The organism is Microbacterium sp. UFMG61, from assembly GCF_015354505.1.
GTDB lineage: Bacteria > Actinomycetota > Actinomycetes > Actinomycetales > Microbacteriaceae > Microbacterium.
Genome location: NZ_JACAFP010000010.1, coordinates 14,180 through 28,296 on the forward strand (window position 1 = coordinate 14,180; position 14,117 = coordinate 28,296).

Consider the following 14,117-nt stretch of genomic DNA (forward strand, 5'->3'; position numbering starts at 1 on the left):
GCGGCCAGCCTCAAAAACTCGTCCGGTCAGGGATAGACCGTGATGCTCTGCTGCGCACCCGCGGTCGGCCACACCGGCCATGCGGCAAGCGCGCCGGGAGCGATCATCGCGACCTGCGCGTGCACCGGGCCCGACGTGTTCACCGAGTAGACGGTGTCGCCGTCGATGTCGACCGACGCTGACGAGCCCGCGGGGACCGTGATCTCGACCGGGTCTCCCCCGCCAGGAGTCTCAAGCTGCACGATCGCATCGGACTCCTCATCGTTCACGAGGAACAGCGTCGCGGCCGGCCCCTCCGGCACGGCGACGAGCAGAGAATCGTCGAACTCGGGCGCCGGCATGACCCACGCGAAGTCGGACTGCGGGCCGGCGCCGTCCTGGATCCGGACTCCGGTGAGCACCGGCTCATTCGCGTCCACCGCCACGGTGTACTGACCGGGAGTGAGATCGGACAGCGACATCTCCAGGGGCTGCTCCGCGGTCAGGTCGACCGTGAACTCCCGCACCACCGCGGATTCGCCGACAGCGCGCACCGTGACCGTCGCCTGGGCGTCGCGCTCCGGGGAGAGCAGTCGCAGGACCGCCATGCGCGAGTTGTCACCGTCGCTCTCGAACACCTCGATGCCCGGGAACACAGGATGCTGCTGCGGAGCCGCGACCGAGTCCTGCAGGTCGACTCCGACCGGATCGAGGGTGCGGGTCTGCGATGACTGGAGAACGGCTCGCACGGGTGACCCCGTCGCCGTGACGTGCACGACCGGGAGATCCGACCCGGAGGCGAGGGAAGTCAGCGGGAGCGCGACCTGCGATTCGGCGGGAACGATCACCGAGGTCGACCCGCGCACGGAGCCGTAGGCGACCAGCGACACCGTCGACGGCACCGCGCCCGGGTTGGTGAGGACGATGAGGTCTTCGGCCCCGGTCTCGACGGTTCCGCCCACGAGCCACGATTCCGTGCTCGCCGGGCGGCATGGCGCCGCAGCGAAACCGGACAGGTCCGCCTCGGCGAGGCTCACCGACTCGGTCGCGCCGATCAACGGCGCTGTGCGCCCCTCGACCGCGCCGGTGAGTCTCTGCACCCCGCCGCTCCCCTCAAGGTCTTCCACGCTCAGCAACGACGACTGCGGCGCTTCGGAGGAGCCGTCCACCGTGAGCCGAGGCGAGGCCGCCGGCACCATCTGGAGGGAGTCGGCCGTGTTCCTGCCGATCGCTCGGAAGTCGCCGTTGCACACCAGCACGGTGTCACCGGGAAGAGGAGTGACGTCGGCCTGGGCGGCCTCATGGGTGACCGTCGGCCATTGGAGCGGGACGGCGACGACGACGCCGGCGACGCACGCTGCCGCGACCACGACCCCGGTGAGCACGCGCGCGCTGGTCGCGGCGACCCGGAATGCACGGGTGGGGCTCATCGGGGGTCCTCCTCGGTACGATCGGCCCCTGCGTCGGGAGCGTTCACGGTTTCCTCGGTCGCCTCGGGCTCGATGCCCGCCGAACGCTCCTCGGGTACCTCCGCGGTCGGTTCGGGGGGCAACACGTCCGAGTTCACCGGCGCCGAGGTCGCTCCGCTGTGCTCATCGTCGAACTCGTCGACGTGACGGGGCAGGACGAGAGGTTCATCGGCGGCCCGGCCGACGATCCGCGACCGGGCACGCGCGGCACGGCGGGATGCCCTCGTGGGCATCGAGAGCAGCAGCGCGGCGAAGACGAGCACCAGCTGCACCGTGATGACGAGCCGCGCCGTGGCCTGCTGACCCGCGGTCAGCGGAGCGCGTTCGGAAGGATCCGCCTCGAGTCGATACAGGACGCCGCGGTCGGTCGTGCCGGCCTGCACGAAGCCCGCGCGCTGGTCGAGCGAGGTCACCGCCGCCGTATGCAGGGTACGTGCGCGATCGGACACGTCCTCGGGGAGCTCGGCCAGGAGCACGTACCCCACCCCGAGCGCGCCCAGGTCGCCGGCGCCGTCGAAATCGCGTGCCGAGAGCAGGTCGACCGCGAGGGTCGTGATGTCCGTGCCGCGGATCTCGGTGGCCGTCGAGAGGATCGTCGTCTGGGCACTCAGGGTCTCGCTCGCCCCCCACGCCACCTCTGCGGAGAGCCCGCCGTCGTTCTGAGGCGTGAGCACGAGAGTTCCGACGGGGCGGTCGTCGACGGCCTGAGCCGCGATGTACGCGGGCAGCGACGATTCAGGGCCTTCTGTGAGAGCCGAGCGTCCGAGGTGGAAGGCGGCGAGGGCAGGAACGGCGCAGGCAGCGACGGCCACGCCGGCGACCGCGGCGCTCAGAAGTCTCGCGCGGGGCAGTGTCAACGCCGTGTCGAGCGTCACCAGTGCTGCGCCTGTCAGACCGACCCAGGCGAGGCTCAGGCCCGCTCCCGGCCAGATCGCGACCCCTGCCCCCTGGGCGAAGGACACGGTGATGCCGACAGCGAGGAAGGCGGTGGCGAAGCCGCTGAGCGCGACGAGAAGAAGCGTGATGCCCGCCCGCCAGCGCGGGGCGACGGTCGAGAGCAACGCGAGGACGGCGAGAGGCGCGAGCAGGATGCCCGCCCACGGCGCGAGCGTGGGGCCCACGATCGCCAGCCATCCGGCGATGTCGCCGGAGGGGAATCCCGAGGCGAGGGCGAGCCGACCTGCAGCGTCTGCGGTCGCCTGGGGGCCTGCCCAGATGAGCCCAGGATCGGCGAGTGCCGCGATCAGGCTCCCGTGGGAGACCTGCCAGACCATGAGAGGTGCGAAGAGTGCTGCTGCGGGTACGGGTACCCACAGCAGCCGCGCTGCGCCTCGGAATCGCGCGCCTCCGAGAGTGATGCCGAGTGCGACGATCCACAGCACCAGAAGCGCGGGGATGAGCGAGGGCGCGCACGCCGTCACCGCGGCGAACAGCAGAGAGGCGGCCCCCGCCGCGCCCCAGGAACGGTGGGCGACGACAGCGGTGTGGAACAGCCACGGAAGGAGCACATGCACGAGGACGCCGGTCGGGCGGCCGTCGACGAGCGCGGTGAGGAAGGTCGGCGCGAGCGCCCACACGATTCCGGCGAAGATCCGCAGACCTGCTCGATCGGTCACGCGGGTCGCCGCGAACCATCCACCCAGAACGGCGAGCGGCAGGGCGAGGATCCAGAGCAGGACCAGAGAGAACGACGGGCCTGCCGGCCAGAGCGAGCCGAGAACGGCGAGCACGGCTGCGAAAGGATCGGCCGGGCCGACGACGTCGACACCCAGCCCACGGAGCCCCCACGCCGCATCGCTCCACAGCGCAGCCACCGTGGTTCGCAACGGGAGCAGCGCCCCGCCCCCCACCACGGGCCACGCCAGAAGGCTGGTGAAGGCGGCGACGCTCACCACGAGCGCCCCGAGGACGACCCATGCCCCTCCGCCCGAGAAGAAGTGCAGCTCACTGGCCGCGCCGCCCTCACTCCCGTGGCCGTCGTCGAGCCGTCGGTGCAGGTCACGATTGCTGACGCGCAGCGGAGCGATGCTCGACCAGCTCGACGAGCGGAAGGCGGCGATCTGCCTCCGGGATCGGACGACGCCTCCCACGCGGAGCATCGCGGTGAGCGCGGCGGCCCACTCGGGGAACACCGCCTCCGGACGCTTACCGATGAGGTGCGTGATCGATCGCCACAGCGCGAGCGGCAGAAGGCTGAGCCAGTGCAGGGGAACCGTGACGGCCGGGGCGTAGGCGAGCCGTCGGTGAAGCTGGGCGACACGCGAGACGTACGCGCGGCGCCCCCGACCGGACGGAAGGGAGGCGGGTCCATCCGGTGAGACGGAGACCCTCGCGGAGGGCACGAGCACGACACGACCTCCGCCGAGACGCGCGCGAACGCCCAAGTCGAGGCCCTCATCCGCTCCGGCGAGCGCGGGATCGGGCCGCAGCCGGTCACGCACCTCGCCACGGATGAGAAGACCCCGGACATCAGCTGCCAGCGCATCGTCGGTGCCGTCGTGCTGCCCCTGGTCGAGCTCGCCCGACGCGAGCTCGACGGAGCGTCCGAGCGCGGTCATACTCACCCCGAGCGACACGATCTCCCGGTCGTTATCCGTCTGCACGAGCTTGGGTGCGACGATCGCCGCGGACGGCGACCGCTCCAAGGTGCCGACGAGTCTCTCGAGCGCGCGCTGATGCGGAGCGGTGTCGTGAGCGAGAAGCCACACGGCACTCCCCTGAGCCACCCGAGGCATCGCAAGGCCCACCGCATCCGCAAAGGACGTGCCGCTGCGCGCTTCGATGATGCCCTCGACGCTCGCCGCGACTGTCTCGCTCTCGCGTGCGGTCGTCGCATCGCCGCACATCACCAGGGTGACGTGCGAGGGGGGCGCCGTCTGGGAGCGGAGAGCATCCAGAGTGCGGAGGAGTTGCGCGCGAGCGGAAGAACCGGGGCGCGCCACGATGATGGCATGAACTCGGGCTGGCATGACCTCGTCAGCCTATGCTCGGTATGCAGGACGCCGGAGCAGTGGATGCGGCGTGGTCGCGAAGCGGGGAGATCGGCCGTCAGCTCGCGCGGCGCTTGAGCTTGCGACGCTCACGCTCGGAGAGGCCGCCCCAGATACCGAAGCGCTCGTCGTTGTTGAGTGCGTACTCGAGGCACTCGCCACGCACATCGCACGAGGTGCAGATCCGCTTGGCGTCTCTGGTCGATCCGCCCTTCTCCGGGAAGAAGGCCTCAGGATCCGTTTGCGAGCACAGCGCGTCACTCTGCCAGGCGAGAGCGTTCTCGTCGTCGGCTTCGACCTTTCGAACCCCGGGAACACCGAGGTTGATGGGATCGACGAACCAGTTCTCCGGTACGTCTGAACGGTAACCCGTCATCTCGATCTCCAACCCTTTGTTCCGCCCCCTCGGCGGGCCGTGCATGACTAATTACACCCGTGTGATTCGCTCCGGTCAAGTCGCGGATCGTAAACCCTCAATAGCCTCTTGAAGGTTCTTGACCCTCGTACGGCGTGTCGCGAAACCCTCAGGCACCGTCCGGGTCACCCGGAGACGCGACGAAGACCTCGCCGGTTCCCGACAGCGTGAGCTCGCGCTCCTCTTCGGTCGCGAACGCCGCGGTTCCGATCGCGATGTCGAGCGGACCTCCCGCGGACCCGCGCACGGTCACCGAACCGGCGGTGACGAGCACCATGGTGGGCCCCGACACGCGCACGGCGACGTCGGACCCGGCGAGTTCCACGCGACGCAGGGCGAAATCGGCGACGGGGACCTCGTAGTCGGTGACGACCCCGGTGTCTGCCGGTCGCAGCACAGGCACTTCCCCGGGTGTCGCATCGAGGACCGACAGCAGCTCGGCCACGTCGATGCGTTTCGGCGTGAGACCGCCCCGCAGCACGTTGTCGCTCGCCGCCATGATCTCGACGCCGAGCCCCGAGACGTACGCGTGGAGGAGTCCGGCGCGCAGGAAGATCCCTTCGCCGCGGCGGAGCACGACATGGTTCATCAGCAGCGCGACGACGACTCCGGGATCCCCCGGATAGGTGTCCGCGATCGCGGAGACGGCGCGGATGGTGGAGCCCCACTCGCCCGATTCCGTCGCCGCAGCATCCTGCACGGCTCGGATGACGTCATCCACCTCGACCTGAGCCTCGCCGGACAGCAGCCAGCCGAGCGTGTCGCCCAGCGCGTCGTCTCCGCTCGCGAGGCGGTCTCTGAGCGCAGAGACACCAGGGCGCTCGCCGAGCACCCCCAGAAGCTCCAGCGTGTCGCCCACGGGTCGGAGTCCGCTCAGCGATTCGAAGCGCTCACTCAGAGCCACGATCAGTTCGGGCTTGTGGTTGTCATCGCGATAGTTGCGTGCGGGGTCGTCGGAGGCGAGACCAGCCTCTCGCGCCCAGCCCGCTCGAGCCTGGTCCACCGTCGGGTGGACCTGGATCGACAACGGCGAGGCCGCTGCGAGGAGCTTGAGGAGATACGGCAGCGAACCGCCCGTCACCGCGTCGAGAGTGCCTCCGCCCGCCACGTCGGCGGGATCGCCGGGATGGTCGCCGAACCACACCTCCGCCTCGGGAACGACAGCCGGCGCGCGGCCCTCAAGCTCGGCGAGGAGTGTCTGCGACCCCCAGGCGTAGTCACGGGGCGTGTTGGAAAGGCTCAGAAGCATGCTCCCAGCGTATGTGCACCCGGCGGATCGCCGATGCGGTGCCGCCGATCAGGTGCAGCATCGGCCGCGCGCTGTAGCCTGAACGCGATGGCGCAGTACACGAAGCACCCGGTGTCAGCCCCTCCTCGCGCGCCCGAGCGCGAGTCGACGGGGCATCTCCTGCTGCGCGGGTACATCATCCTCGTGCTGATCACGACGTTCGCGCACTCCGCCGTCTACAACCTGGTCGGCGAGGTCGGCGCGGTGATCACGCTCGCCGCTTTCCTGATCGCGACGCTGGCCATCGGGGTGCCGATGATCGCGCGGAGCCGGCCGCAGCCGTTCGCCTGGCGACGGCTCCCCTGGGCCGCGACCGCCTACACGGTCCTCGCGCTCGTCTCCTTCGCCTGGTCGCAATGGCGAGGCGCCACCCTGCTCACCTGGGCGCTGCTCGCGACCGTCACGCTGACCGCTCTCTTCATCGCGCACGTGCTCACCTGGCATGAGATCGTGCGCGCGCTCGCATCCGCCTTCAAGTGGATCCTCGGGCTGTCCCTCGCCCTCGAGCTCTGGGTCGCGCTCGTCGTGCACGGTCCGATCCTCCCGAACTTCTTCGAGAGGCCCGAGGGCGAGATCGACCCGCACTGGTACTGGGTGCGGGGCAATCTGTTCGACGGGGAGCGCATCCAGGGCATCGTCGGCAACTCGAACCTGCTCGCGATCATCAGTCTGTTCGCGATGATCACCTTCGGAGTCCTGTTCGCCGCCCGAGCGCGGTGGCGCACCACTCTGGCCCTGTGGACTCTGCTCGCCGCGTTCTTCTTCGTCCGCGCGAGCTCCGCCACCGCGTTCGCGTGCGCGGCGGCCGCCCTCGTGGTGCTCCTCGTCGCCCTGCTGATGCGGCGCACGACGACACCCGGCGCTCGCACCCGGCTCTACGTGATCTTCATCGGGGGCTCGGTCGTGGTGGGCGCCGCGCTCTGGCTCCTGCAGAAGCCGCTGCTCGGACTCCTCGGCCGGAGCAGCGACCTCACCGGTCGCTCCGACGTCATCTGGGAGAAGGTGCTCGAGCGCGCGGCGGAGCATCCGCTGTTCGGCAACGGCTTCTCGAGCCCGTGGGTTCCGTTCGACCCGGCTTTCGCGGGGTGGATCGAAGACCACGGCATCACCGTCTTCCACGCGCACAACATGTGGTTGGACGTGCTGATGCAGCTCGGCGTGCTGGGTGTCGTGCTGATGGCGGTCGCCTACCTCAGCCTGCTCTGGCGGTCGTGGTTCTTCGCCGTCGACCGGCCGCGGTGGGATCTCGACTCCGACCGCGACTACTCCCCCCTCACGCTTCTCCCCAGCCTGTTCACGGTCGTCCTGCTCGTGCAGGGGCTCACCGAGTCGACGCCGATCATGCTCTGGGGGTGGATGCTCCTGATCCTGCTCTCGTTCAAGATCAAAGCCGTGCCGCTCGTCGGCATCGGCGAGCGCCAGCGAGTGATCGAGCGCGGCGAGCGAGTGCGGCGGGTTCCGTGACGGCGGGACACCGACTCGGGCGGCTGCTCGGCTCGGCGGAGTTCGCTCGCGCCTTCACGATCACCGTCCTGGCCGCCGTCTTCGGGTCGTACCTCATCGAGAGGATGACCTCGCGGGTCACGCTCGCCACGATCATCGCCGGTCTGTGCGTGCTCGGTCTCGGGACCCTGTGGGTCCGTCGCGAGGAGCTGTCGCTCCTGCGCATCGCCCCCTCATCGCTGCTCGCCTTCCTCGCCTGGGCGCTGGTCAGCATCGCATGGACGACCGACAAGAGCGATTCGCTGTTCGGCTGGCTCGAGCTCCTCGGCTTCGCATTCCTCGCGATCACGGTCGGGCACATCCGCGACACGCTGCAGACGGTCCGCGCCCTGGGCGACACGCTGCGCGCCCTTCTCGCTCTGTCCCTCGGGCTGGAGATCCTCTCGGGGATCCTGCTCGATCTGCCGTTCGTCTTCCTCGGCATCCAGGGTGATCTCGCGCTCGGCGGTCCCGTTCAGGGCATCTTCGGCAGCCGCAACATGCTCGGGTTCGTCACGGTCATCGCTCTCATCACCTTCTTCGTCGAGTGGCGATCTCAGTCTCTGAACGCTCGGATCGCTGTGCCTTCCATGGGACTGGCGCTCCTGCTCGCGTTCCTCTCCGCGTCTCCGACCGTGCTCGTTCTCGCGGCCGCCGTGACCACCGTCGCCGTCGCGCTGACGATCGTGCGGCATGCCCCGCCGGAACGACGCTCGCTGGTGCAGTGGGTGCTCGGCGTGCTGGTGACTCTGGCCCTCACGGCGGCCTTCCTGCTGCGGCACTCGATCATCGCGCTGATGAACGCGGGGTCCGACTTCTCGATCCGCGCGACGCTGTGGAACAAGATCCTCGACTTCGTCGCGCTGAAGCCGATCGAGGGGTGGGGCTGGTTCGGCTCCTGGGCACGCGGCGAATACCCGTTCACGTTCATCAACTTCCAACTCGCCGATCGACACCAGAGCGCACTCAACGCCTATTTCGACGTCCTGCTGCAGCTCGGAGCCGCCGGTCTCGTGCTGTTCCTGCTCCTGGGCGGTGTCGCCCTGGTGCGGTCCTGGCTGGTCGCGAGCGTGCGCCGCTCGGTCGTGTACGCGTGGACCCCGCTGATGCTGGTCACCCTCGCGGTCGAGTCGATGTTCGAGAGCTTCACGATCGTGGGTGCAGGGTGGTTCATGCTCGTGCTGTGCGCGCTCCGGGCGGGACAGTCCCGATCCTGGCGCGAGAACATCGACGCCGCCCACACCGGCGCGATCCCCACGCTTCGCTCCGAGTACTAGATCCGTCCCCCGCGCCCTCGGGGGATTCCGAACGAGGCCAGGTAGGCTGGTCTCAGCTCGCGGCGACCCGCGGGGCCCACAGCTTCCGGAGATCCCACCTCGTGACACACGTCCCCTTCGAACCGGCGTCCGCGACGATCGTCATCGTCACCTTCAACCGTTCACATCTCCTGACCGGACTCCTCGAGAGCATCACGGCCATGGAGCCGAAGCCCGGTCACGTCGTGGTCATCGACAACGCGTCGTCCGATGACACCACCGATGTCGTCGAATCCTTCCGTCCGCGTCTCGGCACCGAACTCGTCTATCGTCGCCTCGAGACGAACACCGGCGGTTCGGGCGGCTTCAGCGAGGGCATGCGCACCGCGTACGAGCTCGGCTCCGAGTGGATCTGGATGATGGACGACGATGTCGAGGTCGTTCCCGACGGGCTCGCGAAGATGGGCAGGTGGGCGCCGCGTTTCAAGAGCATCCAGGGCCGGCGTTACGACTACGACGGCAGCGAGTTCTATTGGCAGTACCGGATCGCCGAACGCATGGGCATCCCGATCCCCTTCGCCCCCTCGGGCTTCGACGCCTCCGGGTTCAAGGAGATGAACAGCGGATGCTTCGAGGGCATGTTCATCCACCGCTCCATCGTGACGCAGATCGGGCTGCCAGACCCCCGGTTCTTCATCTATTGGGATGACCAGATGTACGGCTGGCTCGCCTCACGCAAGACGACCGCCGTCATCGTCGACGAGTTCGTCCTCCGTCGCACGCGTGAGATCAAGCAGTGGGACATGGGCATCCGCCACATGAACGCGTCGAGCAACGCGTACCGCTTCTACATCATGCGAAACCGCGCGTACATCAAGAACTACTACCGAGTGCACGGCGTGTACAACCCGGTGCTGTTCGGCCTCGGAACCGCGATGACGTTCGCCAAGGAGCTGATCCGCCTGGTGTTCGTCGAGCGCACGGTGCGAGGAACGAGCAACCTGTTCCGCGGCCTCAGGGAAGGCGGGCGGCTCGGCCGCGACCGATCCTGGCAGCCGATGGCTCCTCTGGAGGACTGACGAACATGACCGACGAGCCACAGCCCGAGCTGCGTTGGGCGCCTCTGCCGCCGAAGCCGAACAACCGCGGCCGTGTCTGGTTGATCGTCGGTCTGTCGATCGCCGCACTCCTGGTGGCTGCCGTGCTGCTCCTGTTCCTCCTGCCGCGAGGGGGTGCACCCGCACCGGACGTGAGCGGCACTCCGTCGCCGTCGGCCACTCCCACCGCCACTCCGACCGCCACCTCGAGTCCCTCGGCCACTCCCGCCCCCACGGAGACCGCGACCGCTGAGCCGACGCCCGCACCGGAGCCGACCATGACTCCGATCACGACTCCCCCGCCGCCTGCCGATCCCAGTGTCGGCGTGTTCCGCGACACGGTGCAGGGATGGCTGGACGACGCTCTGACCGGCCTCGACATCGTCGGAGAGACCAGTGGACAGGATGCTGTGGACGTCGTCGACACGCTGCAGAACGACGCGCAGCGGCTGTCGGAGTCTCCTCCTCCCGCGTCGATCGAGTCGGACTGGCACGCCAGCGTCGCCGCCTACGCACAGGCGCTCAGTGACCTGAGGTCCGCGGTGTCCGCGGGGGGCGACTCCTCGGGCGCGGTGTCGTCGGCTCTGTCCGCCGCCGACGCGGTGCGGAGCGTCGTCGGTCTCTGACCTCAGCCGACCCCGGCCAGACCACGATCAGGAGTTGTGATCCTCGTTGTACCGATCGAGCACCTCAGCGATCGGTGCGTCCAGCACGAGCGCTCCCCTGTCGAGGTAGAGGCCGCGCGTGCAGAAGCGACGGAGATCGCGCTCGCTGTGACTGACGAAGAACAGCGTGCGCCCCTCGGCGAGCAGCTCGTCGATGCGCCCGTAGCACTTCTCACGGAAGGCCTTGTCGCCGACCGCCAGAACCTCGTCGACAAGCAGGACGGGTTCGTCGAGCTGGGAGACGACGGAGAAGGCGAGTCGCACCTTCATACCGTTCGAAAGATGCTTGTACGGGGTGTCCTCGAATCCGGCGAGCTCGGCAAACGCGATGATGCTGTGGTACCGACGCGAGATCTCGTTCCTGCCCATGCCGTGCAGACCGGCCATCAGTCGCACGTTCTCGCGCACCGTGAGATCTCCGACGAAGCCGCCCGTGATCTCGATCAGCGGCGCGACGCCGCCGTTGACGGTGACCGAGCCCTCATCCGCGAGCAGAACCCCCGCGACGAGACGCAGCAGGGTCGACTTGCCCTGACCGTTGCGTCCGACCACTCCGATCGACTCTCCGGGCTCGACCGTGAAACTGACGTCGCGCAGCGCCCAGAACTCGCCGGGGCGAGACCGCCGCGACAGCCCGGCGAACAGATCCTTGATGTTGCGGCGGCCACGTCGATTCCGACGGAATCGCACTCCGACCCCTGATACTTCGATGGCAGCCGACATCACAGCTCCTTCAGGACGGTGGCCTCGAGACCACGAAAGGTCCACATACCGAGCGCGAGGATTCCGACGCACATCAGGGCGCTGACCAGCACGGGCACGGGATCCCACAGATCCGGGAAGAAGCCGACGCGGTACAGGGTGAAGATGCCTGCCAACGGGTTGAACGCGCCGATCGTGTGGAACGGCTCCGGAAGGTCGCGGAAACTGTAGATGATCGGGGAGGCGTAGAAGAGGACACGCAGCACGAGCGCTGTGGTGCGTTCGAGATCTGAGTAGATCACGCACAGCGGAGCGACGAGGAGTCCGAGCCCGACGAGCAGCACCACCTGCATGATGATCGCGACAGGGAACCAGAGCAGACCCCAGCTCACCGTGGCGCCGCTGAACACCGCGAACAGCACCAGCACGGGCAGAGAGAAGAGGAATTCGATCCCCTTGCTCAGGACGATGCGGTTGATCCAGATCGAACGCGGGATCGCGGTGGACTTCACGAGACGCGCATCTTTGCGGAACGCGCGCGTGAAGTCACCCACCGCTGCGTTGAACCACACCCACGGGAGGAGCGCGACGATGAGGAAGACGATGTACGGATCCTCGCCGACGCTGCGCTGGAACACCTGCGTGAAAACGAACCAGTAGATCGCGCTCATGACCAGCGGGTCGAGAACCGACCAGATGTACCCGAGGAAGCTTGTCGCGTAGCGGACGCGCAGATCACGTCCTGAGAGCAGCCACAGCGAATGCGCATAGCGGCGGGGCGTGCCAGGCGACCCGACGGTCGAACTGCTCATGGGGCTCCTGTGCTCAGACCGCATGTGTCGCACGCTGCGGACGACACTCAGCCATTCTGGACGCTCTCGAAGGTCTTGCGCCACTGCTCGGGTGACGTGACCTTCGGGGTGCCGTCCGCGTACTCTGCCGCGAGGGTCTTCCAGCTGCGCGCGAGCCCGAGGTTCAGGCGGATGCTCCGCCAGAGGAAGCGGTGCATCGTCGCTCGGTCGCGCTGATACCACGCGACGCCGAGGCCGTCGGGAGAGGTCACCAGCGCGGAATCGATGTCAGCGAAACGCCACCAGTTGATGTCCTGCGCCGAGATGATCCGCTCGGGATTGCGTCGGCTTCCGGGCGACTGCTTGATGACGAGCTGTCGCACCCCCACGCGCGCGGCGAGGATGAGCGCCGCGATCGGGTTCGTGGGCTTCCGCACACCACCGAGGATCGCGACGGACGACCGTCGGACCGGCGGCAGCGCCGACAGATCCTCGACGACCTCGGAGTCGATGTACGCGGTCCGCATCTGGCGGATCTCCGCCTGCTTTCCGGGCAACAGCTCGGGCAGGACACCGGGGCCGCGCATCACGTCACGCAGGGCCTCGTGCCGCAGCCGGACGGCGGAGTACTGCAGCATGAACAGCAGCTTGATGTCGCCGAGGAACGAGTGCAGCGGGAGGATCCCGCCCTTGGCGACGTGCGAGTGCAGGAGGCCCGTGATCACCCGGTTGCGGTGGATGAAGTACTCCTCCCACGTGCGCGTGGGGTCCTTGTCGTGCCAGGCCATGTGCCACACCGCGACGCCGGGCAGGCAGACGGTCGGGTAGCCGTGCTCACGCGCGCGGAGCGAGTACTCGATGTCATCGAACTTGAGGAACACCGGCAGCGAGAGGCCGATCTCGCGCAGGATGGCGGTCGGAATGAGGCACATCCACCATCCGTTGAAGTCCGCCCCCAGGTATCGGTGCAGCTCCGGGGTCTCGCGCAGCGGCTCCTCGGCGAAGTCGTGATCGTACTCGCTCGCGCCCGAAGGGCGCATCCACGACTTCCGCTGGTCCCATACCTCGCCCTGCGTGTACAGGACCGAGCGGTCATCGAGGTGGAGCATCCCGCCACCGACGATCGTGGGCGTCACCGCGAAGTCGCCGAAGCGCACGGCTCGGACGATCGCCTCAGGCTCGGAGATCGCATCGTCGTCGAGGAGAAGCACGTAACGGCTCTCTTCCGAGGACAGCGATTCCAACATCGCACGCGAGAAGCCGCCGGACCCGCCGAGGTTCGGCTGGCGGAGGATCTCGAGCTTGTCGCCGAGCTTCGCCGCCGCCTCGGCGAAGCCGGGCTGGTCCGAGACGAGGTCGGTGCCCTGGTCCACCACGATCACGCGGTCGAGAACGTCGTGGACGTGCTCGTTCTGCCCGACCGCGATGATCTGGTTCAGGCAGTAGGACGGGCGGTTGAAGGTCGTGATGCCGACCGTGGTCTTGCCAGGCGTCCAGCCTTCGGGAATCGCGACCTGCCACTCGGCGCTGACCAGCGTGGCATCCGAGTTTCCGGCGGCGATGTCGAACCAGTACGAACCGCCGTCGATGAACGACGTGATCGGCAGGTCGAACGCGACCGTCTCGTCGGAGAACGACTTCGACGCCAGGGCCGACGCGCGACCGCGCGCGCTCGACTTGTAGACCGAGATCAGGCCCTTGCCCTCGACCTCGGCGACGAGACGCACCGAGCGCACCTTGGTCCCGTGCTGCCAGTAGCTCGCCGGGAACGCGTTGAAGTACGTGCTCAGCGAGACGCGCCGGTGCGCGTAGACCTTGATGCTGCGCCGGCCCACGATCTCATAGGCCTCACCCGGCTGGGAGCCGTCACCCGAGCCTGTGTCGACGTACAGGGCCGAGACCTCTGCGACGCCCTCGGTGGGGAAGACGGTGTGGTTGACGGCGACGAAGTCCGTGCTCGTGTTGTCTGTCATTGCGCTTCCC

General features: G+C 68.3%; 11 protein-coding genes. 4 read left to right on the forward strand and 7 right to left on the reverse strand.

Annotated elements, in window-relative coordinates:
- Nucleotides 1-26: 26 nt before the first annotated feature.
- The 4 genes from IXW21_RS12920 to manA form a co-directional block, all read right to left on the reverse strand.
- Nucleotides 27-1,409 (reverse strand): DUF5719 family protein, encoded by a 1,383-nt coding sequence (locus IXW21_RS12920; RefSeq protein WP_194764666.1) that lies wholly within the window; start codon nt 1,407-1,409, stop codon nt 27-29.
- Nucleotides 1,406-4,417, reverse strand: coding sequence for a glycosyltransferase (locus IXW21_RS12925; protein ID WP_194764667.1), 3,012 nt, complete (start codon nt 4,415-4,417; stop codon nt 1,406-1,408). The genes IXW21_RS12920 and IXW21_RS12925 overlap by 4 nt, the downstream gene beginning before the upstream one ends.
- A gap of 79 nt (nt 4,418-4,496) precedes the next feature.
- Nucleotides 4,497-4,814 carry a WhiB family transcriptional regulator gene (locus tag IXW21_RS18435; protein WP_267238708.1) on the reverse strand — a complete coding sequence of 106 codons (318 nt, stop codon included), beginning with the start codon at nt 4,812-4,814 and terminating at the stop codon, nt 4,497-4,499.
- Between the two features lie 148 nt (nt 4,815-4,962).
- Nucleotides 4,963-6,102, reverse strand: a complete 1,140-nt coding sequence (gene manA, locus IXW21_RS12935; protein ID WP_194764668.1) for a mannose-6-phosphate isomerase, class I — start codon at nt 6,100-6,102, stop codon at nt 4,963-4,965.
- 87 nt (nt 6,103-6,189) lie between these two features.
- On the opposite strand from manA, the gene IXW21_RS12940 reads away from it, so the two are divergent.
- The 4 genes from IXW21_RS12940 to IXW21_RS12955 all read left to right on the forward strand — a co-directional run bounded on the left by IXW21_RS12940 (nt 6,190) and on the right by IXW21_RS12955 (nt 10,602).
- On the forward strand, nt 6,190-7,605 hold the full coding sequence (locus IXW21_RS12940) for an O-antigen ligase family protein (protein WP_194764669.1): 1,416 nt from the start codon (nt 6,190-6,192) through the stop codon (nt 7,603-7,605).
- Entirely contained in the window at nt 7,602-8,900 is a 1,299-nt protein-coding gene (locus tag IXW21_RS12945; protein ID WP_194764670.1) for an O-antigen ligase family protein, read from the forward strand. Before IXW21_RS12940 ends, IXW21_RS12945 begins: the two co-directional genes overlap by 4 nt.
- A gap of 101 nt (nt 8,901-9,001) precedes the next feature.
- Complete coding sequence (locus tag IXW21_RS12950; protein WP_194764671.1) at nt 9,002-9,958, forward strand: glycosyltransferase family 2 protein; 957 nt, start codon at nt 9,002-9,004, stop codon at nt 9,956-9,958.
- 5 nt (nt 9,959-9,963) lie between these two features.
- Nucleotides 9,964-10,602, forward strand: a complete 639-nt coding sequence (locus IXW21_RS12955; RefSeq protein WP_194764672.1) for a hypothetical protein — start codon at nt 9,964-9,966, stop codon at nt 10,600-10,602.
- Nucleotides 10,603-10,629: 27 nt separating this feature from the next.
- Here the strand turns inward: IXW21_RS12955 and IXW21_RS12960 are convergent, their stop codons facing one another.
- From IXW21_RS12960 to IXW21_RS12970, 3 genes are read right to left on the reverse strand one after another with little or no spacing between them, the layout of a single operon-like run.
- Nucleotides 10,630-11,364 carry an ABC transporter ATP-binding protein gene (locus IXW21_RS12960; RefSeq protein WP_194764673.1) on the reverse strand — a complete coding sequence of 245 codons (735 nt, stop codon included), beginning with the start codon at nt 11,362-11,364 and terminating at the stop codon, nt 10,630-10,632.
- Nucleotides 11,364-12,155, reverse strand: coding sequence for an ABC transporter permease (locus IXW21_RS12965; RefSeq protein WP_194764674.1), 792 nt, complete (start codon nt 12,153-12,155; stop codon nt 11,364-11,366). Before IXW21_RS12965 ends, IXW21_RS12960 begins: the two co-directional genes overlap by 1 nt.
- A gap of 47 nt (nt 12,156-12,202) precedes the next feature.
- On the reverse strand, nt 12,203-14,107 hold the full coding sequence (locus IXW21_RS12970) for a glycosyltransferase (RefSeq protein WP_194764675.1): 1,905 nt from the start codon (nt 14,105-14,107) through the stop codon (nt 12,203-12,205).
- Nucleotides 14,108-14,117: the final 10 nt, after the last annotated feature.